The organism is Caballeronia arationis (assembly GCF_001544975.2).
In the GTDB taxonomy this organism is placed as follows: domain Bacteria; phylum Pseudomonadota; class Gammaproteobacteria; order Burkholderiales; family Burkholderiaceae; genus Caballeronia; species Caballeronia arationis.
In genome coordinates, this window is sequence record NZ_FCOG02000020.1 from 12,944 (window position 1) to 36,346 (window position 23,403).

Annotated in this window: 23 protein-coding genes; 7 read left to right on the plus strand and 16 right to left on the minus strand. The window is 65.6% G+C overall.

The annotated features are described in order from the left end of the window. Nucleotides 1-46: 46 nt before the first annotated feature. Nucleotides 47-2,326 carry a DUF3141 domain-containing protein gene (locus AWB81_RS14425; protein ID WP_087134991.1) on the minus strand — a complete coding sequence of 760 codons (2,280 nt, stop codon included), beginning with the start codon at nt 2,324-2,326 and terminating at the stop codon, nt 47-49. A 409-nt stretch (nt 2,327-2,735) separates the two neighbouring features. Here AWB81_RS14425 and AWB81_RS48275 point away from each other — a divergent pair, with 409 nt between their 5' ends. Next, nucleotides 2,736-2,870: a hypothetical protein gene (locus tag AWB81_RS48275; protein WP_268811741.1), complete on the plus strand. Its 135-nt coding sequence runs from the start codon at nt 2,736-2,738 to the stop codon at nt 2,868-2,870. Nucleotides 2,871-2,893: 23 nt separating this feature from the next. On the opposite strand, the gene AWB81_RS45700 is transcribed toward AWB81_RS48275, so the two are convergent. The 3 genes from AWB81_RS45700 to AWB81_RS44695 all read right to left on the minus strand — a co-directional run bounded on the left by AWB81_RS45700 (nt 2,894) and on the right by AWB81_RS44695 (nt 3,754). Then, entirely contained in the window at nt 2,894-3,046 is a 153-nt protein-coding gene (locus AWB81_RS45700; RefSeq protein ID WP_159938896.1) for a hypothetical protein, read from the minus strand. A gap of 89 nt (nt 3,047-3,135) precedes the next feature. Continuing rightward, nucleotides 3,136-3,426, minus strand: coding sequence for a hypothetical protein (locus AWB81_RS14435; protein ID WP_062636418.1), 291 nt, complete (start codon nt 3,424-3,426; stop codon nt 3,136-3,138). A gap of 136 nt (nt 3,427-3,562) precedes the next feature. Continuing rightward, nucleotides 3,563-3,754, minus strand: a complete 192-nt coding sequence (locus AWB81_RS44695; protein ID WP_143753690.1) for a DUF3563 family protein — start codon at nt 3,752-3,754, stop codon at nt 3,563-3,565. Between the two features lie 241 nt (nt 3,755-3,995). Between AWB81_RS44695 and AWB81_RS14445 the strand changes: the two genes are divergently transcribed. From AWB81_RS14445 to AWB81_RS14465, 5 genes are all read left to right on the plus strand, one after another. Next, complete coding sequence (locus AWB81_RS14445; RefSeq protein ID WP_062636420.1) at nt 3,996-4,523, plus strand: 2,4'-dihydroxyacetophenone dioxygenase family protein; 528 nt, start codon at nt 3,996-3,998, stop codon at nt 4,521-4,523. Between the two features lie 92 nt (nt 4,524-4,615). Then, the gene (locus AWB81_RS14450; protein ID WP_062636421.1) at nt 4,616-5,917 is read left to right on the plus strand and encodes an MFS transporter; all 1,302 of its coding nucleotides are present in this window, start codon (nt 4,616-4,618) and stop codon (nt 5,915-5,917) included. Between the two features lie 15 nt (nt 5,918-5,932). Next, on the plus strand, nt 5,933-6,661 hold the full coding sequence (locus AWB81_RS14455) for an SDR family NAD(P)-dependent oxidoreductase (protein WP_062636422.1): 729 nt from the start codon (nt 5,933-5,935) through the stop codon (nt 6,659-6,661). Nucleotides 6,662-6,725: 64 nt separating this feature from the next. After that, nucleotides 6,726-7,529 (plus strand): IclR family transcriptional regulator, encoded by an 804-nt coding sequence (locus tag AWB81_RS14460; RefSeq protein ID WP_062636427.1) that lies wholly within the window; start codon nt 6,726-6,728, stop codon nt 7,527-7,529. 139 nt (nt 7,530-7,668) lie between these two features. Next, on the plus strand, nt 7,669-9,423 hold the full coding sequence (locus tag AWB81_RS14465; RefSeq protein WP_062636428.1) for an IlvD/Edd family dehydratase: 1,755 nt from the start codon (nt 7,669-7,671) through the stop codon (nt 9,421-9,423). Between the two features lie 40 nt (nt 9,424-9,463). Here the strand turns inward: AWB81_RS14465 and AWB81_RS14470 are convergent, their stop codons facing one another. Together AWB81_RS14470 and AWB81_RS14475 are read right to left on the minus strand one after the other, a co-directional pair. Then, nucleotides 9,464-9,667: a cold-shock protein gene (locus AWB81_RS14470; protein ID WP_062636429.1), complete on the minus strand. Its 204-nt coding sequence runs from the start codon at nt 9,665-9,667 to the stop codon at nt 9,464-9,466. Between the two features lie 61 nt (nt 9,668-9,728). Next, nucleotides 9,729-9,986, minus strand: coding sequence for a hypothetical protein (locus AWB81_RS14475; RefSeq protein ID WP_062636430.1), 258 nt, complete (start codon nt 9,984-9,986; stop codon nt 9,729-9,731). Nucleotides 9,987-10,302: 316 nt separating this feature from the next. Between AWB81_RS14475 and AWB81_RS14480 the strand changes: the two genes are divergently transcribed. Next, nucleotides 10,303-11,487 carry an acyltransferase family protein gene (locus AWB81_RS14480; protein WP_062636431.1) on the plus strand — a complete coding sequence of 395 codons (1,185 nt, stop codon included), beginning with the start codon at nt 10,303-10,305 and terminating at the stop codon, nt 11,485-11,487. A gap of 25 nt (nt 11,488-11,512) precedes the next feature. Here the strand turns inward: AWB81_RS14480 and AWB81_RS14485 are convergent, their stop codons facing one another. From AWB81_RS14485 to AWB81_RS14530, 10 genes are all read right to left on the minus strand, one after another. Next, complete coding sequence (locus AWB81_RS14485; protein ID WP_235025800.1) at nt 11,513-13,876, minus strand: two-partner secretion domain-containing protein; 2,364 nt, start codon at nt 13,874-13,876, stop codon at nt 11,513-11,515. A gap of 192 nt (nt 13,877-14,068) precedes the next feature. After that, nucleotides 14,069-15,781 (minus strand): ShlB/FhaC/HecB family hemolysin secretion/activation protein, encoded by a 1,713-nt coding sequence (locus AWB81_RS14490; protein WP_062636432.1) that lies wholly within the window; start codon nt 15,779-15,781, stop codon nt 14,069-14,071. Nucleotides 15,782-16,171: 390 nt separating this feature from the next. Continuing rightward, complete coding sequence (locus tag AWB81_RS14495) at nt 16,172-16,525, minus strand: RidA family protein (protein WP_062636433.1); 354 nt, start codon at nt 16,523-16,525, stop codon at nt 16,172-16,174. Between the two features lie 55 nt (nt 16,526-16,580). Next, nucleotides 16,581-17,711: an NAD(P)/FAD-dependent oxidoreductase gene (locus AWB81_RS14500; protein ID WP_062636435.1), complete on the minus strand. Its 1,131-nt coding sequence runs from the start codon at nt 17,709-17,711 to the stop codon at nt 16,581-16,583. Further along, complete coding sequence (locus tag AWB81_RS14505; protein ID WP_062636436.1) at nt 17,704-19,098, minus strand: NAD(P)/FAD-dependent oxidoreductase; 1,395 nt, start codon at nt 19,096-19,098, stop codon at nt 17,704-17,706. The genes AWB81_RS14500 and AWB81_RS14505 overlap by 8 nt, the downstream gene beginning before the upstream one ends. Continuing rightward, the gene (locus AWB81_RS14510; protein ID WP_062636437.1) at nt 19,088-19,432 is read right to left on the minus strand and encodes a (2Fe-2S)-binding protein; all 345 of its coding nucleotides are present in this window, start codon (nt 19,430-19,432) and stop codon (nt 19,088-19,090) included. The genes AWB81_RS14505 and AWB81_RS14510 overlap by 11 nt, the downstream gene beginning before the upstream one ends. A gap of 8 nt (nt 19,433-19,440) precedes the next feature. Next, complete coding sequence (locus AWB81_RS14515) at nt 19,441-20,583, minus strand: NAD(P)/FAD-dependent oxidoreductase (protein ID WP_062636439.1); 1,143 nt, start codon at nt 20,581-20,583, stop codon at nt 19,441-19,443. Next, a complete protein-coding gene (locus tag AWB81_RS14520) occupies nt 20,580-21,377 on the minus strand; it encodes an ABC transporter permease (protein ID WP_062636440.1) in 798 nt (265 codons plus the stop codon). The genes AWB81_RS14515 and AWB81_RS14520 overlap by 4 nt, the downstream gene beginning before the upstream one ends. A 16-nt stretch (nt 21,378-21,393) precedes the next feature. Continuing rightward, a complete protein-coding gene (locus tag AWB81_RS14525; RefSeq protein WP_062636441.1) occupies nt 21,394-22,284 on the minus strand; it encodes an ABC transporter permease in 891 nt (296 codons plus the stop codon). Next, nucleotides 22,271-23,341, minus strand: coding sequence for an ABC transporter ATP-binding protein (locus tag AWB81_RS14530; protein ID WP_062636442.1), 1,071 nt, complete (start codon nt 23,339-23,341; stop codon nt 22,271-22,273). Before AWB81_RS14530 ends, AWB81_RS14525 begins: the two co-directional genes overlap by 14 nt. Nucleotides 23,342-23,403: the final 62 nt, after the last annotated feature.

Genomic DNA, 23,403 nt, shown 5'->3' on the forward strand with positions numbered 1-23,403 from the left:
GTATGTGCCCTCGATTTACAGTGTTGCCCGCGCGGGGCGGGGCACGTCACTCGACCTGCTGACGGGTCTCGGAACGCCGCGTCGGCTTCGTCTTCGCTTTCGATGCCGACTCGAAAATCGACAGCACGCGCGCAAGGTCAGCGCGTTCTTGGTCATCGAGCGGGAGTGTCGTGGTGAGCTCGTCGATGCGGCGCGCGGCGTTGCGGATGTCGGCCGGCGCGGCGTTCGCCAGCATGCCGGGCAGCGCGTCGATGGCGGCGTCGGTGTCGAGCCGCAGCAGCGCCACCTGTTCGCGCACGACATCCTTGAACGCCAGGATGCCGCGATCGGAGAGCGTGCCGAGCATCTCGCGCGCGAGATTGAAACGGCGCTCGTCCGCCTCGCCATGCGTGCGCCGCATGAACAGCAACGCGCGCACGCTCGCTTCGAGGAGGCCGCCCTTCGTCATGTCCTCGCGCAGGTGTTCGTGCACGGCGGCGATCGATGCGCTGCGTTCTTCCGAATCGCCCGGCTCGGTCAATGGGGCGGCGGCTTCGTCGTCGCCTCGCGGAGGAAGACCCGCCATCGCCTGCAGCCACGGCATGCCGTAGACCGCTTCGAACATCTGTTCGACGGCTGTATCGCGCGTATCGCGGTAGAAGTCGAGCGACGCTTCGATCGCGTCCGACATCGCTTTCTGCATCTGCCAGAACGGATTGTCCGTGGCGACGCTCGTGCGCGCTTGCTTCACGTCCTCGGCGAGACGCGCGACGCTCGATGCGAACGGATTGCGGTCCGACCACGATTCATAGGGCACGCGCAGCGAATGAAAACGGCTCGCGAGGTCGGCGGCCCACGGCGTCACGGACGCATGCACCCACGGCTGCATGAAGCTGCGGTACAGCCCGAGATTGAAGTTGGACACGTAAGCCGCTGTCGCGAAGCGGCGGTCGCTTTCCGGGTCGGGCTGCACGATCGCGCGTACGTCGTCGATACTGCGCCGCGAAATCGACAGCACGTGCTCGCCCTCGACCAGTTCGGCGTGCGGCGTGGCGTCGGTCCGCTTTCCCATATGCGCTTCATACAGGCCCGAGGGCAGCAGGTCGATGAGGTCGACGTTGCTCACGAACTCGCGATGCTCCTTCTTGCCCGTGCTGCTCGACACGAAGATGCCGAGATGCCCGATGCTGTCGTGCGTCGCATAGACGATGGTCTGGTCGTGGCCGAAGAGATCGGCGTCGTCGCGATACAGGTCGGTGATCCAGCCGAGCGCCTGTGGCGGCGGCGTAATGTTGTCGCCATAGGAACAGAACACGACGATCGGCGAGCGGATATTGCGCAGATCCAGGCGGATACCGTCCGACGTGACGATCTCGCCCTTGACGAGCCGGTTGCCGACGAACAGGTTGTCGACGATGAACTGCATTTCGGCCGCGTTGAGGAACACGTGGCCGCCCCAGTACTTTTCGAAGCCGAGATAGCGCGATGCCTCGGTGTCGACGTTCGCGTAGAGGTTGTATTGCTTCTGCCAGAGCGTGTTGGCCGGGTTCAGGTTCTCGAAGTTCTGCACGAGCCAGGCGCCGTCAAAGCGGCCGTCGCCGAGATCGCCCGTGAGCGCGGTGAGCCACGAGCCGCCGAGCGTGCCGCCGGAGTAGCGCATCGGATTCTTGCCGCGCCAGCCCGCCCAGTACGACACCGGCGCACCCGCGACGATGATCGGCCCGAACAGCTCGGGGCGCATCGCGGCCGTCATCAGCACCTGCCAGCCGGCCTGGCAGTTGCCGATCACGGCGGGCTTGCCGGGGCTGTCCGGATGCAGCTCGATCACTTTTTCGAGGAAGGTGGCTTCGGCGCGCATCACGTCTTCGACGGTCTGGCCGGGCATGGGATCGGGCAGGAAGCCGACGAAGTAGCACGGATGGCCCGCCCGCAAGGCGGCGCCGATTTCGCTGTCGCGCTTGAAGCCGCCGATGCCCGGGCCGTGCCCGGCGCGCGGGTCGAAGACGATGAACGGACGCAGGCGGCCCGGATCGTGCGCGCCGGTGGCCTCGTGGTCGGGCTTGAGGTCGTCGGGGGCGGCGATGCGCACGAGGCCGTAGTTGACGGGGCGCGGCAGCGTGCGCCCGTCGACGACCAGCTCGGTGCCGAAATCGAGCACGTTCGGTGCGCGTTCCAGCAAGTGGGCCTGATACTGGTTGCCGCGCTCGCGCATCACGTCGGAGAAGAGGATGCCTCGCTGCCAGGCGTCGACGATGTAATCGATGGCGGCCTGCGCCGGGGCGAATCCGCTGGGCACGGGCGTCGCGGGAGGATTGACGGGAACGGATGCCGGACTGGACTGATTCATGGTCGCTTCGAACTCCATCGGAGAGTCGGCGCCGCCGTCGGTATCGCACGGTTTCGTGCGGAAGGACAGTCGGCGTGAAACCAGGGCGAGGCGCATCGCGCCTTGCGAGAGACGCGGTGTCGATCAAGATCAGCGATAAATATGGCAATAGCGTGACGCGGCGTGTGGGGCGCGGCGAACTCGCCAACAATATCGCGAAAGCGACCCGGCGTGGTTCTTGTTGCATTGCATCAGCCGAACCAGTGTAGACGGAGTCGATTGCCGAGGCAAATCGAAAAGGCCTAATGATCGCTGACGTGGAGTGAATCGCCGCGGAACAAGGTCGTCAGGACGCGGCGCGGCAAGCTTCTTGCTGATGGTCGCGGCCGTCCACCGGACCGCTTTCACTTACTTCAAGAACGGCGCACGCATGACGCGCAGACTTCGCGCGCCCACGCTTCAGGATCTCGCAGTGACGTCGATATTTCTCTGCTGGGGCATCGCGGCCACGGCGACGGCCGGCCTGATCGCGCGGCGTTCAAATGGGATTCTGCTGGCGGGATGAGCGGGGCGTTGCGCGCGCGGTCATCAAGTCAGCAATTGGTGAGCGCTCGGGGCCGCCGCTGCCTCGTGAGCCTGGAACGTGGCCGCTTCGCGCTGCACGAAGCGCGAGGCCGGAGCGACGCCCGCAAGCGCGGCGGCAAGAACGATGGCTAGGAGGGAAATGGTGATCGCGTTCATGATGCTTCTCCGTTCAGGTCGATTCGATGCGTGCATGATCTGCGCAAAAAATGAGGCGGGAATGAGCGTGGCGTTTCTGGGCGCTGCCCTCAGGTCCCGTTGCTGCCCGTAGCCGGCGCGTCGTGTCCGGTCAAAGCGGAATAGCTCGACACGACAGGCTCGGCGAACGCGGTCGGCGGCGCTTCGGGCGGCAGCGGCGCGGGACCGGCATCGGTCGACGCTGCGAAGACGGGCAGCGGCGGCGCAACCTGCGCGGACGATCCGACCGGAAACACCGGGCCGCCCACGATTCCCACGCCAACGAACATATGCGCCTGCGCTGCCGTCACGAGACCGGCGCTCAATGCGGCGGCAACGATGATTTTCCTGATCGCTTTCATGATGTTCTCCTGATGTGTCCTGTCCGGCTCTGGTCGATGCGGGCGTCCTGCCTCGCTGACCGACTGAAGTGTGCTTGCCGAAAGTGAGGGAAGAATGAGGACGGCCGGCGTGATCGCGCCGATCCGGCATCGCGCTTCAGTGGTCCCGGCGATGCCCGTGCTGGAATCCTTCGCTTGCCGGCCAGCTATCGAAGGGGTCGGTTTCGAGGCGGCGCATGCGGTGCTCGAGCTCGGCGAGATCGCTCGATGCCGCCAGATAGTCGTCGCGCTGACGATTGCGGGCATGGAGCATGGAGTCGTGAAGAACATGGTAGAGACGCGCAAACATGATGACCTCCGTCGTGGTTTGCGACGAACGCGGTGCTCGTTGTTGGCACTGCGCGTTGCGTCGACGGAAGTAAAGGTAGGCGCCGAGAATGAGCGGCAAATGAGGGCGCTCGGGCGCGAGCTTTGGAAACGCGCGGACCACGGACCGACGTGTCAAGTCAAAACGCTTGACACGCGTCAACATCGCACGGAATATTGTCCATAATACGGTTCATTATCCACAATATGGACAAGGAGACGCGATGACCGCGCCAAATCCCACGGCGGAAGCACTCACGCCTTATCAACTTCCTTTTCCCGCCGAGGCGTCGAAGGAAATCGTAGTCGAATCGGCGATTCCGAAGGACGAGCGGCTCTGGGTGCCGCAAGCCGAGAATGTCTGGTTCCGGCCGCTGTGCCTCAACGCGTCGACGGGCTACTGGATGAACCTGCTGCGCGTGCGCAAGTCCGGCGTCCTGTCGCGTCACCGGCATCCGCAAGCCGTGCACGGCATGGTGCTCAAGGGCAGGTGGCGCTATCTGGAGCACGACTGGGTCGCAACGGAAGGCAGCTACGTATTCGAGCCGCCCGGCGAGACGCACACGCTCTACGTGCCCGAAGACGTCGAGGAAATGATCACGTACTTCCAGGTGAACGGCGTCATGTACTACTGCGATCCGTACGGCAATCACACCGGCTACGAAGACGTCTTCACCAAGATCGACATGTGCCGCAAGCACTTCACCGAGGTCGGCCTCGGCGCGGACTACGTCGACCAGTTCATCCGCTGACATCCTGCCGGCCGGCCGCGCCGCGCGCGGTCATCGCAGACAACACAAATCGAACTCGAAAGAGCGCCCGTCAGAGCGCCAAAGGAGACATCATGCAGGCAAAGTCACCGCGCTTGAAGCGCATCCAGTGGGTCGCACTCACGTTTCTCACGCTGGCGGGAATCGTCAATTATCTCGATCGCAGCACGCTGTCGATCGCCAATCATTCGGTGAGCCAGGAACTGGGGCTGTCGGCCTCGCAGATGGGCTTGCTGCTGTCGGCGTTCTCGTTTGCGTACGCGTTCTCGCAATTGCCGATCGGCGTGATGCTCGACCGTTTCGGCGCGCGCATCATGCTCGGCCTCGGGATGTTCGTGTGGTCGGTCGCGCAGCTGTTCGGCGGCCTCGTGACGAGCCTGCAGCAGTTCCTGTTTGCGCGCATCGCGCTCGGCATCGGCGAGGCGCCGCAGTTTCCGGCCGGCGCGAAGGTCGTGAGCGAATGGTTCGCGCTGCGCGAGCGCGGCAAGCCGACGGGCATCTTCGTGACCTCGTCGACCATCGGCCCGGCGCTCGCGCCGCCGATCCTGACGGCGCTCCTGCTCGTGTTCGGCTGGCGCTACATGTTCGTGATCACGGGTGTGCTGGGGATCGCGGTGGCGATCGGCTGGTACATCGTCTATCGCAACCGCCGCGACGTCGCGCTCGAACCGCAGGAGATCGCGCATCTGACCGAAGGCGAGGCGCAGCAGCGCGCGGAACGCAGCATGAGCTTCGCGGAATGGCGCGGCCTGTTCGGCAAGGCGACGACCTGGGGCATGATCTTCGGCTTCATGGGCGTGATCTACATGGTGTGGCTGTACCTCACGTGGCTGCCCGCGTACCTCGAACACGAGCGCCATCTGACCATCGCGAAGACCGGCTGGATCGTGTCGATTCCCTATCTCTTCGGCACGCTCGGCATGCTGTCCAGCGGCTTCGTCGCCGATGGTTTGATGGCACGCGGCGTCGCGCCGATCCGCAGCCGCAAATGGCCGATCTGCACGGGGCTCATCGGCGCGGCGCTCTTTACGGTGCCCGCCGCGTTCACGCCGAACCTGACGCTCGCGATCGTGTACCTGTCGGCGGCGATGTTCTTCGTCAACATGGCGAGCGGTGCGGCCTGGGCGCTCGTCAGCGTGGCGGCGCCGCGTCACATGGTGGCGTCGCTCGGCAGTATCCAGAACTTCGGCGGCTACTTCGGCGGATCGTTTGCGCCGTTCATCACCGGACTTGTCGTCGACAAGACGCATTCGTTCGTGAACGCGTTCCTGATCAGCGCGGGCGTGGCGTTCGCGGCGGCGCTCGTCTACATGTTCGTCGTCCGAGTGCCGATCCAGGATTCGGAACAGGACGCGCAGGCCGTGGCCGCGGTTTAAAACTTCACATTCGATATGACTTTCCAAAGAGATCTGTTCAAGGGCAAGACCGTCGTCGTGAGCGGCGGCACGCAAGGCATCGGCGCGGGCATTGCGGAAGAGTTCGCGATGCTCGGGGCACGCGTGATCGCGGCGGGCATCGCGCCCACGGCGGAGCAGCGCGAAGCGCTCGAACCGCGCATCGAGGTCGCGCCGCTCGATGTTGCCGACGACGCGAGCGTCGCCGCTCTCTTCGAACGCCTCGATACGCTCGACGTGCTCGTGAACTGCGCCGGCATGATCCGGCGTGGCGACGAACATGACATCGGCGTGTTCGAGCGTGTGATCGCGGTGAACCTTGGCGGCACGATGCGCATGTGCGCCGCCGCGCGCGAGCGCCTGAAGGCGAGCGGCGGATCGATCGTGAACACGGCGTCGATGCTGAGCTTCTTCGGTGGCGGCCTCGTGCCTGCGTATAGCGCGAGCAAGGGCGGCGTCGCGCAACTGACGAAGTCGCTCGCGATCGCTTACGCCGCCGACGGCATCCGCGTGAACGCCGTGGCGCCTGGCTGGATCGCGACGCCGCTCACGCAGGCCTTGCAGGACGACGACGGCCGCTCGCAGGGCATACTCGACCGCACGCCGATGAAGCGCTGGGGACAGCCCGAGGATGTGGCGCGCGTGGTCGCGTTCTTGTGCTCGCCGGCGGCGTCCTTCATGACCGGCACGATCGTTCCCGTCGATGGCGGGTACATGGTCGCGTAGCGAGCAGGCGGCGCCGGACCGCTCGCTATAATCGAGCATCCTCCGCGCCGCTCTCTCGACGTTCATGCCAGCACCCTCCGAATCCGCTTCGCTCGACGCGGGAAAAGCCACCGGCACCGCCGCCTTCTCGAAGTTCATGGCGGTCCTGCAACTGATCGCCGACGCCAGCGAGGCGCCGGGCGTCGCCGAACTCGCCGCGCTGACGGGCTATCCGCGGCCGACGGTGTATCGGATCGTCGGTGCGCTCCTGGCAGAAGGGCTCGTGGTCGAGTCGCGGCGGGGCGCGTGCTTCGAACTCGGTCCGCGATTGATTTCGCTTGCGAGCCGCAGCTGGGACCGCTCCGATTTGCGCATCGCGGCCGCCGAGGCCCTGCAGACGCTGCGCGACGTCACGCACGAGACCGTGCATCTCGCCGTGCGCAGCGGCTCGGAAATGGTCTACATCGAGAAGCTGGAGAGCCCGCACGCAGTGCGCATGGCGTCGCGCATTGGCACGCGTGTCACGCTGTATTCGAGTTCGGTCGGCAAGGCTTATCTCTCGGCGCTCGCGCCAGCGGAGCGGGATGCGCTTCTGCGCGGCCTGTCGTTCGAGCGCTTCACGCCCAATACGATCGTCGAGCGGGCCGCGCTCGATGCCGAACTCGATGCCACGCGCGCGCGCGGCTACGCGGAAGACCGCGAGGAAAACGAAGCGCAGATCTTCTGCTATGGCTGCGCGATCCTCGACTCGAACGGACGCCCGATGGCATGCGTCAGTATCAGCATTCCGCTGTTCAGGAAGTGCACGACGCCGCTCGAAACCTATGTCGGGCCGCTCAGGGGAGCCTGCCGGGCGATTTCGCAACAGGCTGGGCCGGGGGCACGGTGAGCGGTTGGGGCATCATCCCCGCTTCTTGCAGGCCGCGATGTCCTCGCTCTTTCGCGTGCCCCTTTCCCCATATCTGGGGATAATCGACCCAGAGGCGCTGCCTCGCGCCCCCGACAATCCCCATCCATCGCCAATCGCCATGACCGACACTCCCGACCAACCGTCCCCGTCCGACGACGCTCCCACGGGCCTGCGCAAATCGCTCACGAGTTACGGCGACAACGGCTTCTCGCTCTTCCTGCGCAAGGCGTTCATCAAGGGCGCGGGCTACACCGACAGCGCGCTCGACCGCCCGGTGATCGGCATCGTCGATACCGGCAGCGCGTACAACCCGTGCCACGGCAACTCGCCTCAACTGATTGAAGCCGTGAAGCGCGGCGTGATGCTCGCCGGCGGACTGCCGATGGAATTCCCGACCATCTCCATCGCCGAATCGTTCTCGCAGCCGACGAGCATGTACCTGCGCAACCTCATGTCGATGGACACCGAGGAAATGCTGCGCGCCCAGCCGATGGACGCCGTCGTGCTCATCGGCGGCTGCGACAAGACCGTCCCCGCTCAACTGATGGGCGCGGCGTCGGCGGGCATTCCCGCGATCCAGCTCATCACCGGTTCGATGCTGACGGGCTCGCATCGCTCGGAGCGCGTCGGCGCGTGCACGGACTGTCGCCGTTACTGGGCGCGCTTTCGCGCCGAGGAGATCGACGAGGCGGAGATTGCGGCGGTCAACGACCAGCTCGTCGCAAGCGTGGGCACCTGCTCCGTGATGGGGACGGCGAGCACGATGGCGTGCATCGCGGAGGCCCTCGGCATGACGGTGCCGGGCGGCGCGTCGCCGCCCGCCGTCACGGCGCAGCGCATGCGCATCGCGGAGCTGACCGGCAAGGAGGCCGTGCAGATGGCCCGAGACGGCCTCACGATCGACAAGATTCTCACAGCAGAGGCCTTCGAGAACGCGATGCGCGTGCTGCTCGCGATCGGCGGCTCGACCAACGGCATCGTGCACCTGACGGCGATCGCGGGACGCATGGGTTTCGACGTCGACCTGAAGGCGCTCGACCGCATGGGCCGCGAAACGCCGGTGCTGCTCGACCTGAAGCCGTCCGGGCAGCACTACATGGAGGACTTCGACAAGGCGGGCGGCATGGCGACGCTCCTGCGCGAACTCAAGCCGCTGCTGCATCTGGATGCGCTGACGGTGACCGGCCGCACGCTCGGCGAAGAGATCGACGCAGCCGGGCCCGCGTTCGCGCAAAAAGTCGTGCGTCCGTTCGCCGATCCGATCTATCCGCAGGGCGGCATTGCGGTGCTGCAGGGGAATCTCGCGCCGGGCGGGGCGATCATCAAGCAGTCGGCCGCCGATGCGCGCCTGATGGAGCACGAAGGCCGCGCGGTCGTGTTCGAGAACGCGGCGGACGTCGCAGGGCGCATCGACTCAGACGACCTCGACGTGAACGCCGACGACATCCTCGTGCTCAGGAACATCGGTCCGAAAGGCGCGCCCGGCATGCCCGAAGCGGGCTACATCCCGATTCCGAAGAAGCTCGCGATGGCAGGCGTCAAGGACATGGTGCGCATCTCCGATGGCCGCATGAGCGGCACGGCATTCGGGACCATCGTGCTGCACGTGACGCCCGAGTCCGCGATCGGCGGGCCGCTCGCGCATGTGCGAAGCGGTGACCGCATCCGGCTTTCCGTATCGAGGCGGGGGATCGATCTGCTCGTTTCAGATGAAGAGTTGGCGCGCCGCGCGAAGGAGAAGCCGGTGGTCGAGCCGAGCGGCGACCGCGGCTATCGGAAGCTCTTTTTGCAGAGCGTGACGCAAGCCGACAAGGGTGTCGATTTCGACTTCCTGCGTGCTGTGGAGACGCGGGGAACGACACCGCGGGCATGAACGAAATAGAGGGCGTGGCCCGCGCCACGCCCGATGCAGCTTACTGCGGCTGGATGTTCGCAGCCTGCAGGCCCTTAGGTCCTTGTCTTACTTCGAACGACACCTTCTGATTCTCCTGAAGGCTCTTGAAGCCGTTCGCCTGGATTTCCGAAAAGTGCGCGAAAACGTCAGGGCTGCCGTCGTCCGGCGTGATGAAGCCGAAGCCCTTTGCATCGTTGAACCACTTCACTGTTCCTGTTGCCATCGTTTCCTCGTTGCAGCATTGAGCGAGCCCTTGCTCGCGGATAAAAAAATCGTCGCGATGTTCAGGCCATCGCGGGCGCCGGCTGGCTTTCGAGCATTTCATCGAGGCGCGATTCGACGCCGCTGCCTTCGTCGGCGCGCTGACTGAACTCGCGCAGCGTCGCCAGCAGGATTCGCCATGAAGCCGGCCACCGGACTTCGCGCAGACACACGCCAGCGGCGTTGCAGATGCGCAGGAGATGCGTGTCGGGGAAAAAAGTCAGGATGACGGGCGCGCCATCGAGGACGCATGTAGCGGTGCAAGGTTTGGTCGTGAACATGATTAATGTTGTCGTGTTGGGCGGCCTGGGTCTGTCGGTTGCCTAACAGATGGACACAAGCGGGCGAAAGCGTAGAGCAAGGGCCATGCCCGGGTCCGCGCGACGGTGACAGCCATTACACGTGCGGCATATGGCAATTGCGTGAAATGGAGCCCTCCGGCGGCATGGGGTATCCACGGATGGCCAACCACCTGCCGGCCTGCGCGACCGCTTCCGTACGAACTTTTCGGGAACTTCGACGGATCGTGTGCTGTCCACGGACCTCGCGGCCTTTTAGCGGGCCAGCGGGCAACACGAACCGCGAGGAGGAGTATCGATGGAGAAAGGACGCGTTGCCGCGCTCGACGCAGGTCGGGCGCTCGCGATCGTCGGAGTTGTCGCCGTACACCTGTCGTTTCAGTTTCCCAATCTGCCGGACGGCGTGACGCTGCTTGCGCGCATGGGCCAATACGGCGTGCAGCTGTTCTTCGTGATCAGCGCGATCACGATCTTCATGACGCTCGAAGTGGACCACGCGCGCTGCGCCGACGCTCGTCATGTCACGTTGCGTTTCTATATCAAGCGCTTCTTCCGCATCGCCCCGATGTACTACGCGGCGATCGCCGTCTACGGCCTCATCAGCTACGGTGCGACGCGTTCGGGCTACGAGCGCGCGTGGGTGCTCGGCGCGCACGGACCGATCGATATCCTGCTCAACGTGCTGTTCCTGCATGCGTTGTCGCCGACGGCCATCAACAACGTCGTGCCGGGAGGATGGTCGATTGGCGTCGAGATGCTGTTCTATCTGATTGCGCCGCTCCTGTTCTTCGTTGCGATGAACCGCACGCGCCTGCTCGTGGCGACGGTATTGCTGCTTGCGTCGTCCGTCATTGCCGTTTGGGTCGGCGAGTGCAGCGGGGTGCTGGAGTGTCACGTCAGCAACAACTCGTTCGCTTATTTCTGGCCGCCGGTGCAGGGGCCGTGTTTCATCGTCGGGATGTGGGCGTGGTACGTGTTCCGCTCCCGTCTCCTGGGTGACTCCGCCGCGACGCGGCAAGCGACATGGCTCTATTTCTCCCTCGCGCTGGTCCTGACGTTCGCGACCGGAGCGCTCGGCGTGTGGTTCGCGAAGGCGCATGAGCTTGCGCCACTGGTCGCGGCGTGCGGCGCGGTCGCCTTCCTGTTGTTCGTGAGTTCGCGCAGGGCTGCCGCCCGACGCAGAGCGCCGAGCAACACGTTCGTCCGACGTTGCGCCGATGCGCTCGGTCGCGAAAGCTACGGCATCTATCTCTGGCACTTCATCTGCGTCTACGCGACGTTTCACTTCTTCGAGCGTGACTTCAGGCAAACGGACAGCGATGTCTCGCTCGCGCTATTCAGTGCGACGCTGCTCGCGGTGCTTTGCACGTCGTATGCGCTCTCGCGCGCGTCGGAGTGGCTGATTCAGGGACGCGCGACGCGTCTGTCACGCAGCCTGCTCGCGCGCGTCGACCGGCGCTTTCATCCGGGTCGCCGCACGTGACGGCGATGTCTCGACGCAATGATCGTCACTGAGTCTCGAGTTGCCAGCGCAAAACCGGATGCTGCTCGCCCGCGGGAATGACCCACGTGCCGGTCGGGCCGAAGTCCCAGCTGGAGTCGAAGCTCGATGCCGTGCGCATCTGCACGGTGCTCAGTCCGTTCGCGGCAGGCAACGGCGTGCCGCCGTAGACCGAGTTGGTCGCCCCGGTCATCCCCACATCCCAGTACACGTTGTTCGCGATCGTCCCGGCATTGGAGAACGCCACGCCGCCCTTCAGTGCGGGATCGAATTGCGGAACGATGTGGGTGGTCGCGAACGACTCGCTGATCGTGCCGGTGCGGGTGTTGTCGAGGACCAGGCCACCGTTGTAATACATCTGCGCAGAGCCGGACGCATACGATTGCGTGATCGATCCGTTGTTCTGCGAGACCAGACCGCCGCCCTCCGCATGCGATCCGCCATAGACCGCTCCGGTCGCGAACGACTGGATGATCTTGCCGTTGTTCACGCCGACAAGGCCGCTATAGTCTCCCTGGCCGCCGACGGTCGCGCTGCTCCACGAGCGCTCGATGGTGCCTTCGTTGCGTGCGACGAGGCCGCCGCCACCGCGCCCGGTCACTTCGGGCGAACCGGTCGAGCCGGTGGTATATACGTTCGAGATCAGCCCGCTGTTGACCGCGGTTAGGATGCCAGCCGGCGTGTTGTAAGAGCCGGAAGCGCTCGAATCGATCACGCCCAGATTGCGCACGACACCGCCCGTGTAGATCGCGCCGAAGAGGCCGACGAAAGTCGGCTCGGTCCCGACCTGATATCCGTTGAAATGGCTGATGGTGTGGCCCATGCCGTCGAACTGGCCGGAGAGCGCGATGCCCCCGCCGATGACGTTGATCTTGCCTACGTCCGGCGCCAGATCGAGATCGCGGCCAAGCGCATAGTTGGCGGCGAGGTTGTCTCCCATCTTCGCCAGATCCGCGTTCGAATTGACGAGCTGATAAACGGTGTACTGCGTCTTGAGGCCGCTGTATGGCGCCGGGTTCCACGATTCATTCTGCCGCACCGTTGCGCGCGTATAGGTGCCGTTCATGTCGTAAAACGCCGAGATGATGCCCGTTCCCTGCGACCAGTCGAGGGTGCCGCTGCTCAGGATGCTGCCGCCATTGTCGCTGGCGTGCGAATCGGCGCGCAGCGTCAGGTTGCCAGCGCCGGTGTTCGCGAGCGTCACCAGCGGGCCGAGCGTCACGTTATGGACCGCGCTCAGCGTGAGCGACGCATCGCCGGTCCATCGCACGGCCGCGCCGAGGTTGATGTCGCCGCTTCCATTGGTGCCGCCGGTCGCGTTCACCGTGACCGACGTGCCGCTCGACAGGTTGCGCGCGAGTGTCGCCGAGTTCAGCGGGCCGGCGTTGAACTCGGGCGCGCTGATGTCCCATAACGCTGCATCGATCGCGGCGTCGTCGAGATGCAGCGTGTTGCCGGTCGTGATCACCGTGCCGCCGGTGCCGTCCGTATTCGATGCCTCGACCTTCGAATGCACGTGCGCCGTGCCGCGGTCGGCGACGAGCCACACCTTGCCTTCGCGCGTCGCGGTGCCGGTCGCACGCAGGTCGTCGTGTTGACCCGCGAGCGCAAACACGTTGCCGTCCGCTGCACGCAGGTCGATCTGCGCTGCCTCGATCGTGCCCTTGTTCACGACGTCGCCGTGCGTGCCTGCCTGAACGAAGACCTGCGGACCGGTCGACGAGTCCTTGAGCAACACCTGCCTACCAGTGGCGAGTTCCGCCGATCCGTTCGGCGCGCTGATGCTGCCATCGTTCTCGACGAGCTTGCGGGAGATGAGAAAGACATCGCCGCCGGTCGAACTGATCTTGCCGAGATTGACGACGACGCCATCGCTCGAACCGGTAAGGTTGAGCGGGCCGCCGCTCATGAAGTTGTTATTGCCGATGTCGAGTGTCGATGCAACGAAGCGCCCGCCCGTGGTGACGACACCGTTCGGTCCGACCACGATGCCTTGTGGATTGATAAGGTAAAAGCTACCCGAGGCCGCAAGCTTGCCGTCGATCACCGAGTGATCGATACCGGTCACGCGGCTCAGCGTGGCACCCGTGCCGTTGTACACGTTGACGGTATTGCCGTTGCCGATGGAGAAGCTGCGCCAGTCGATCACGGCGCGCGGCGTGTTCTGCGCGATGTTCACGGCGGTGCTGCTCGTCGTTATCGATCCCGCGCCGGCGACGAACTGCCCGCCTTGCGGAAGCGGTCCCGCCGCGAGCGCGCTGGCGCTCATCGCGCAGAGGATGAAGGCCAGCACGGCATCGCCCCGGACATGCAACACAGACATCCGGCGTTGCGAATGATCGATGTCCGCATGATGAAAAGAACGCTGCATGACGTGCTCCTCCGGATTGCTTATGGAACAGTTCGGTGACCGCCTGGCTTTAGCGTGTGTTTTTAGTGTTGTCTTTAGCCTCTTAGTTTTAGAACAAACTTGACCGCATGCTAAGAAAATCTATGCTGCATCTGCGTAGAGCGAATAGCGTGCCGTACCGGACACACGCGTGTCACTTCAAGCGGGGCGGTATCAGGAACCGATCAACACATAAAGCATCCCTAAGGGCGCCTTGGATCCGTTGGGCACGGCCGCGCGCAGCGGAAACCCATAGGTCCCGCGCACGTTGACATAGCGTCGAAGCTGAAAGCGGAATCCCGCGCCCACACTGACGAGCGATCCATTGTTCGGCTCGGTCGGCTGGTCGATTCGATTCCAGACACGGCCCGCATCGACGAAGACGAACGGTTGCAGCGCTACGCCGCTTGCGCCCATGATCCACGCTGGCGTGCGCAGTTCGGTCTGGACGTTCCAGCCGCGATCGCCCTGCACGACATAGGGGTCATAGCCGCGCACACTGCTCTCGCCGCCGAGGCCCATCTCCTCGCTCGGCAACAGCGTATCGGGCGTCCACTGGAACATGCCGCGTCCCCATAGCGCGAAACCGGGCCCCATCGTCACGTCGCGCTGTGCCGAAAGTTGCAGATACGCATAGCGCGGCGTCGCGCCGTGGCGTGCGGTGTCGAAGGCTGCATCCTGGTTGTCGCTATCGAGGCGGCCCGGGCTCAGTACGAGCGTCGCGTTGGCGCGCGCCTGACCGAGCGCATCGAGCCGGTTCACGTCGTAGGCGAACACGAACTGGTGAATGTGGGTGTTCGAATTGAAGACCTGAAATCCGCCAAACTCCAGGTCGTTGTTCGAACGCTTGAAGTCGTAGCCGAACTGGATCTGCTGCTGCCACCCGTCAAGCGGCGCAAGCCGCCAGTCATAGCGAAAGCTTATCTGCGCGGAAATGCCGGTCTGGCCGTAGCTGTCCGGAAGCCGCGGCGTGCTCTGCGCATAGACGCCGAACAACTCGATGCGGTCCTGCCACGGCAAGGGCGCCGTATAGTTGAGCGCATGTGCGACGAAGCGCGGCCGGTTGGTGCGCCCCTCGATGTACGGGTTGCCGCCGAACAGGTCATTGCTCGCGGTCGCCTGATATGCAATCTGCTGATCGAGCCCGAAGAGGTTGCCGTAGTCGATGCCCGCAAAGAAACGGTCGCGGCCCAGTTGCGGAACGCCCGCATTGTCATAGCCACCCGAAACCCGCAGCGGAAAGCGGTCTTCGGTTTGCAGTACGACGTTGGTGGTGTTCTCGGCCTCGCCGGGCGCATACACGACATCGACGGTGCGATACGGATTTGCGTTCAGGATGGAAAGGCCCGAAGCGACATCAGACTCGCGGATCGTGGCGCCGCTTTCAATCGGCATTTCCCGCGCAAGCAGCTCGCTCGAGAAATGACGATTGCCGCGCACGACCACCTGTCCGAGCCGGTAGCTCGCAACCCTGATGTGCACGACGCCGTTCGATACGTCCTGCTCGGGTGCATAGACGTCAACGAGCGGCAGGCCCGCGTCGCGGTATCGCTGGATGATGGCCCGGCGAATCTCGGCGAGGCGTCCGAAGCTCAGGGGCCGTCCGATGTCCGGCGCGAACCCGGCGAGGAATGCTTCGTCGAGTAGCGGAAGGCCGGACGCCGAAATGCGCCCGTTCGATGCGCTCGATCGGGCAATCGAGGCAAGGGGCGCCGCGTTGCCGGCTGCATCGAAGACGAGCCCGTTCAGGGTCCCGACGGCGATCTGCGGCGAATCGGTCGCGGGCTGCGGCGGCACTGGTGGCGCGACAGGGCGTGGCGGCGTGGGCGGCGCCGCGGGCGTGACATCGCGATAAGACTGCGCAAGCGCCGCAGGCGTCAGCAGCATGAGTGCGACCGCGCAAGGCACGGTCAGGCGTGCCGGCCTCGTGCGGCGGCGTTCCTTCGTGTGCGGTCGAGTCAATGTTCAGGCTGCCGTCGGGGGATCGCGCCTGCGGGTGTTGCGGCAAGGCATCCGCCGTAACAGCGACGCGGCATGCGGCGCATGTGATTCGCGGAGCCCATCGTCGATCGGGCGTGAGGCATGCGTTTCTCCGACGGAGGCAGGCGGCGTGTCCTGCAATGGGTTTGTATGCTGTCGTTCGAATCCCGTTAAGTTATAGCAGACCACCCGTTACCGATACCCATGCACATCCGGCCAAATCGGACAATATGAACGGCGGTTATAGCCGGCAGTTTCGGCCGGCCTGTCGTGGATGCGGGAGTGTCCCTGGCGCTATCAGCCGAGCGCCGTCACCGATATCTCGACCAGCAGATCCGGCGCCGCAAGCTGCGATTGAACCGTCGCGCGCGTCGGCGCGCAGCCAGCCGGCACCCAGGCGTCCCACACTTCGTTCATGCCCGCGAAGTCGCGCGCAATGTCCGAGAGCCAGACCTGCGCCGAGACGAGCCGCGTCTTGTCGATGCCGGCCTTCTCCAGAAATCCGTCGATCTTGTCCAGCACTTGCGTGGTCTGCGCCTTGACATCGGGCGTGCGCTCGTTGGCCGTCTGGCCGCCGATGAACACGAGTCCAGCCGCCTTGACGACGCGGCTCATGCGCTGATTGGTTTCGATTCTGACGATATCGGTCATGCGTGAATGCACTCCTTGGGTAACGATGCCGCGCACCGGACGATGCGCGGAAAAATCAATGAGCCATCGCGCCGAAACGGTCGATCGCGAAGGCATCCAGCGGCAGGGACGCGCGCCCGTCGAGCACCAGTTCGGAAACGAGCTTGCCGCAGCCCGGCCCGAGCTGAAAGCCGCTGCCGCAATAGCCGAACGAGTAGGTGAGATTCGACGCGCGACGGCTCGCCGAGATGACGGGCAGCGAGTCATCGGTGAACGCTTCCACGCCCGCCCATGCGCGATTGATGCCGAGATGCCGCAGGTGCGGAAAGAGATCGACCACCGTGTTGGCGCTGCGAACGAGCCGCGCGAAGTCCACTTCGCCGTGACGCGCGGGCAGGTCCGCGATGCCGATCAGCTTGCCGCCGATCACGACCGTGCCGTTGTCGAACTGCTTGAACGACAGCGGTCGCCCGGTCGCGCCAAGCGTCGAGCGGCAAAACGGCGCGACGCGATGCGTGACCATCAGCATCAGTCCTTCCGGGTGCACGGGCACCGGCTCGCCCACTTGCCGCGCGAGTTCACCGGCCCACGCGCCCGCCGTCACGACGAGCTTCTGCGTCGCATGCGTGCCCGATGCCGTGTGCGCGAGCCAGCGCTCCCCCCGTTGCTCGATGCGCGTGACGGGCGTGCCTTCATGGAACATCGCGCCATGCTTCTGCGCGGCGAGCCGGAAGGACGCCGTGGTACGGAAGGGCAGCGCGTAGCCGTCGCGCTTGACCCAGATTCCGCCCGTCACGTGTGGCGCGATGTTCGGCTCCAGTTCCAGCAGCGTTTCGCGGTCGATGACCTTCTCGTGCGTGAAGCCGTGCGATTCGAGCAGCGCGACGCGTTCGCGGCAATCGTCCAGTTCGGCTTCGGTCTCGGCGATCTTCATCTGGCCGGACGGCACGAAGCCGCCATCGTCGCCGATCGTTTCGGCGAGCGTGTGCCAGATTTCACGCGACATCAGCGAGAGCGGGATTTCGGGCAGCGGCCGCCCGAGCGTGCGCACGCCGCCCGCGTTCACGCCCGACGAATGCCGTCCGACGTAATCGGCTTCGAGCACGGTCACGCGCGCGCCGCGACGCGCCATGTGAAACGCGCTGCTCGATCCGTGCAGGCCGCCGCCGACGACGAGCACATCGGATTCGGAGACTGGCTTATTCACCGGCGAGTTCTCCGAGCGTGAGCGGCTTGATCGGCGGCCTGATGCGGTAATAACCGACGGTTTCGGGTTCCACGTTGCGCGCGCTCGCGATCACTTCGGTGACCGTCAGCCCGCACATGCGTCCCTGGCACGGTCCCATGCCGCAGCGGCCGAACGACTTCGCCTGATTCGGTCCGAGGCAGCCGAGCGCGACGAAGCCGCGCACGTCGCCGGCCGTGACTTCCTCGCAGCGGCACACGATCACGTCGTCGGCGGGAATGCGGTTCGCGTCGCGCGGACGATAGAGGCTGTCGAGGAACGGACGGATGCGCATGACATCGGCGAGCTTCCGGCGATGCGGCGCGGCAAGCCGGTCGCGCGCCGCGATGTCGATCGCGCCGAGTTGCGCCGCGACCGCGAGCGCGCTCAGTTCACCCTGCTCGGCCGCGGCCTGCGCGCCGCCGATGCCCGAGCCGTCGCCGGCCACGAAGATGCCTGGCACGTCGAGTTCGCCCCAGGCGTCCGTCACCGGTGCGAAGCAAAGCTGCGCGGCATCCCATCGATGCTTCGCGCGCAGCGCGAGCGTGAACTGCGTATTCGGCACGACGCCCTGATGCAAGAGAATCAGATTCGCATCGATGCGATGCGCCTTGCCCTGTGTCGTGAAATGCAGGGCGGCGACACGCTCGACGCCGTCGGCGCTGCGCGTGGCTTCGATGCGCAGGTCGTCGGCGGCTTCGTGCATCGGCACGCCTGCTTCGCGCAGCGTGCGCATCAGCTGCAGACCCTTGCTCAGGAACGGCCACGCACGCAGCGCCGAAAGCAGATGACGCTTCGCGCGCCAGCGGTCTTCGTGGCGGGTGGTATCGACGAGCGCGCGAATCGGCACGCCTGCACGCACGTATTGCCAGCCGAGCAGATAGAGAAGCGGGCCGCAACCCACCAGCACCGGCGGCTCGGCGGGCACTTCACCCGCGCTTTTCAAGAGGATCTGCGCGGCGCCCGCAGTCAGCACACCGGGCAGCGTCCAGCCGGGAATCGGGAACGGACGCTCCATCGCGCCGGTTGCGAGGACCACGCGCTTCGCCTCGAAGCTGCCGACCTTGCCGTCCTTGAGGTAATGGACGCTGCGCTCGCGCGTCACCTGCCACACCGAGGCATTCGCGACATGCCGCGCGCCCGAGCGGGCGAACGCAACGGCGATGGTCGCGCCGGCCGCGTAGTCGGGACCGAGAATCTCGCGGCGACGCGCATCCGTGCGCTCGATCGCCCGGTAGATCTGCCCGCCGACCGCGTCCTGCTCGTCGAGCAAGACCACGGAGAGTCCCGTCGCAGCCACGCGCGTCGCAGCGCTCAAACCGGCCGGACCCGCGCCGATCACCACCACATCGACCTGTTCAGCGACCATGAGCGTTCTCCACGGGTTCGGACTCGACGGGCGGCAGATCGCGCGCGCCTTCCTGCGAATGGATGCGCATGCCTTCGCGCACCGTCACCATGCAGCTCTGGCGGCTCGGCACGCCGTCGATTTCGACGAGGCATTCGAAGCACGCGCCCATCATGCAATAGGGCGCGCGCGGTGCGCCCGAGACGGGCGTCGCACGAAAGCGGTCGATGCCGGCGGCGAGCAGCGCCGCAGCCACCGAGCGTCCGCCTAGGACGCGCAAAGGCCGGTCGTTGAACCAGATGTCGATGGGCGCGTCGGCGCCGGGCAAGGCCCTGAAAAGCGGTGTCGAAGTCATGATTGGATTCAATGTGCGGGTGTCAGTTCGGCGCGGGCACCGGCGAAGCGACTGCCGGTGAAGGCCGGGATTTCTTCGGGCATCGCGCCGCCCGCGATCCACGACGCAATGCGCATCGCGTGCGCCGCCGCGAGCGTGACGCCGCTGTGGCAGGTCACGACGAACGCGCCCGGATGCCGCGCCGATTCGTCGTAGATGGGGAAGCCGTCCGGGCTGTAGACGCGCAACGCGGCCCAGGTCCGCACGAGCCGCACGTTCTTCAGAAGGGGAAATGCACGCACGCCGCGTTGCGCGATGTTCGAGAGCACATGGGTGGTGGTGAAGTCGTTGTAGCCGACTTCTTCCATCGAATCGCCGAATTGCACGGTACCTTCGTCAGTCTGGCGCACGTTGATGGTCGGATGGTGCAGGAACGGCGCGACGCGTTCGCTCACGAGCACCTGTCCGCGATTCGGCGCGACGGGCGCATGCAGTCCCACTTGCGGCGCGAGCGCGCGATTGCCGAGGCCGGCACACAGCACGACGCGCGGCGCACGCCACACGCCGCGCTTGCCATGCACGACGAATCCACCGGCCTCCGGCACGATGCGCTCGGCGCCGTCGCCGCTCGCGAGCCGCACGCCGCGGCGCTGCATGCCCGCGTGCAGCGCACGCAGCAGCTTGAGCGGATTGACGTGGCCGTCCATCGGCGTGTAGCTCGCGCCGACCACTTCCGGCCCGATTGCCGGCAGCAGGTCGCGCAGTTCGCGCGCGTCGAGCAGTTGATACGGATAGTCGCCGCCCAGTTCGGCCTGCAATGTCGAGAGGCGCTTCTCGCGCTCGGCCAGTTCGTCGTCGGAGAAGCAAAGGTGAAAGCCGCCCGGCTGTCGCAGCGCGACATCGACGCCGGTTTCGTCCAGAAGCGTTGACGCGAGCGCGGGCCAGCGCGTCGCGGAACTGCGCGACCAGCGCGCGTAAGGCGTGAGTCCGTAGCCCTTGCCCTGAATCCAGACGAGCCCGAAGTTGCCGCGCGACGCGCGAAAGCCGCCGTCGTCCTGATCGACCACCGTCACCGACGCGCCTTCGCGGGCGAGGCCATACGCAACTGCCGATCCGACCAGTCCGCCCCCGAGCACGAGCACGTCCGGGCTTGCGGATGTATTGCCTTTCATCGAGCTTCTCCGATAAGAATGCGGTCGAGTCCGACCATCCGGTCGAGCAGCACCATCAGCACGACCGTGCCCACGATCATCACCGCCGACACCGAAGCGACGAGCGGATCGATCGTCTGCGCGATCTGGTTGTACATGGCGACGGGCAGCGTGGTCGTGCCGGGCGTCGCGACGAAGATGGTCATCGTCAGCTCGTCGAAACTCTGGATGAACGAGAGCACCCAGCCACCCGCCACACCCGTGCGGATCATCGGCAGCACCACGCGCCGAAACGCCGTGAAGCGGCTCGCTCCGCAGGAGAGCGCGGCACGCTCGGCATCGCGATCCAGCCCGACCGCCGACGACAGCGCGAGCCGCAGCGCATACGGCAGCACGACGATCACGTGCGTCGCCGTTAGCGCCCAGAACGAGCCGCTCAGATGCAGGAGCGACAGAAAACGCAGGAACGCGATGCCGAGCACGACTGCGGGAATCATCATCGGCGAGAGGAAGAAGCTCATCAGCGCGGCGCGTCCGGGGAAGCGATAGCGCGCGATGGCGAGCGCCGCGGGCACGGCGAGCACGACGCCGATCGTCGCGGCCGCGAACGCGAGCCGCACCGACAACCAGAACGCCGCGGCGATGTCGCCGTTCTCGACGATCGCCCTGAACCAGCGTAGCGACGCGCCGTCGAACGGCATCGAGATAAAGCCCTTGTCCGTGAACGCGACCAGCATCACGACGACGAGCGGCGCGAGGATGAACGCGAGAAAGAACGCGTTGAAGAGCAGGCCCCAGAATCCGTTTTGCTTCATGTGCGCCTCGGCTCCGTCAGTCGAAAATATGCTTGAACCGCCGCTCGGCGAGCTTGCTGCAGCCCGTCACGATCGCGACGTTGGCGATCAGCAGCAGCACCGCGATGCTCGCCCCGAGCGGCCAGTTGAGCGTGCCGAGGAACTCGTCGTAGGCGGCAGTCGCGACCACCTTCAGACGCCGTCCGCCGATCAGCGCGGGCGTCGCAAAGGCGGAAGCCGAGAGCGCGAACACGATAATCGAACCCGACAGCACGCCTGGCATGATCTGCGGCAGCACCACGCGCCGGAACACCGTGAACGACGACCCGCCAAGCGAGAGACCGGCCCACTCGACCTGCGGGTCGAGCTTTTGCAGCGTCGCCCAGACCGACATCACCATGAACGGCACGAGCACGTGCGTGAGCGCGATGACCATGCCCGTCATCGTGAAGACGAGGCGCACCGGTTCGGAGGTGATGTGCAGCGCCTGCAGTGCGTTATTGAGCACGCCGTTGTTGCCGAGCAGGATCTGCCAGCCGAGCGTGCGCACCACGACCGAGATCAGCAGCGGCCCGAGCACCACGAGCAGGCACAGCGACTGCCAGGGCCGCTTCATCCGCGCGAGCACGATCGTTTCCGGCACGCCGAGGAGAACGGAGAGCAGCGTCACCGAAACGGCGAGCATCGCCGTGCGCAGGAAGATCGTCCCGTAGTAGGGATCGGTCACGACTTCGACGTAGTTCTTCAGCGTGTACGCTACCTGCACGCCGCCCACGCCGCCCACGCCGCCCACGTCGCTGAAGACGCGGAACGAAAGCACGAGGGTCAGCACGAGCGGAACCAGGAGCAGGGTGCCGAACAGCAGGAGCGCGGGCGCGGAGAGCAGCCACGGCGCTGCGCCCGGTCGGGTGTCGTCAAGCGTTGCCATGGGCGCTCTCCCGTTCGAGCATGCGCAGGTCGTCGTCGGTCCAGAACACGCCGACTTCGTCGCCTTCCGAAGGCGGCGGCGCGCCCAGATTCGGCTGCGCGACGCGCAGTGTGCCGAGGCCGGTCTCGATTTCGAGCAGCCACTGGTTGCCGACGAACACGCGCGTCGCAATGCGCCCGCGCATGCGCTCATCGCCGTTGGCAAGCCGCACTTTCTCCGGACGGATGTAGACGTGCACGGCGCCATCGACCGCGCGGCCTTCGTGCGGCACCTTCAGCGTGGTCCCGGCGACGTCGACTTCGGCGCAGCGCGGATTGCGCCGCATGACTTCACCCGCGAACGTGTTGGTCTTGCCGAGGAAACTTGAGGCAAAAGGCGTCTCCGGACGCTCGTAGGCCTCGAACGGCGTGGAAAGCTGCGCGATCCGGCCGCGATACATCACGGCGATGCGGTCGCTCATCGTCATCGCCTCGACCTGGTCGTGCGTGACGAGAATCGTCGTGATGCCGAGCCGCCGCTGGATTGCGCGCAGTTCGATGTGCATTTCCTCGCGCAGCTTGGCATCGAGATTCGACATGGGTTCGTCGAGCAGCAGCAGTTCGGGGCGCATGGCGATCGCGCGGGCAATTGCCACGCGCTGGCGCTGGCCGCCCGACAGCTCTTTGGGATAGCGCGCATCGAGCCCTTTCAGCCGCACGAGATCGAGCGCTTCGGCGACGCGCTCCGCGCGGTCGGCACGCTTCACCTTGCGCATCTCGAGACCGAAGCCGACATTGCCCGCCACCGTCATGTGCGGAAAGAGGGCGTAGCTCTGGAACACGACGCCCATGCCGCGCTTTTCGGGGCGCTCGTTCGTGATGTCGCGGCCGTCGAGCATCACGCTGCCTGCGCTCGGTGCGACGAAGCCGGCGATCATCTGCAGGGTCGTGGTCTTGCCGCAGCCGGAAGGTCCCAGCAGCGACAGGAACTCGCCGCGCTCGACCGTAAGGTCGATGTGCTCGATGGCGGTGTAGTCGCCGTAGCGCTTCGAGATGCCTTTGAGTGTGAGGAAGGTCATGGGCGTCGGGTCCGTGGGGGCATGGAATCCGGCGGATCGGTGCGAGGCGCGCCGTCCGCCGT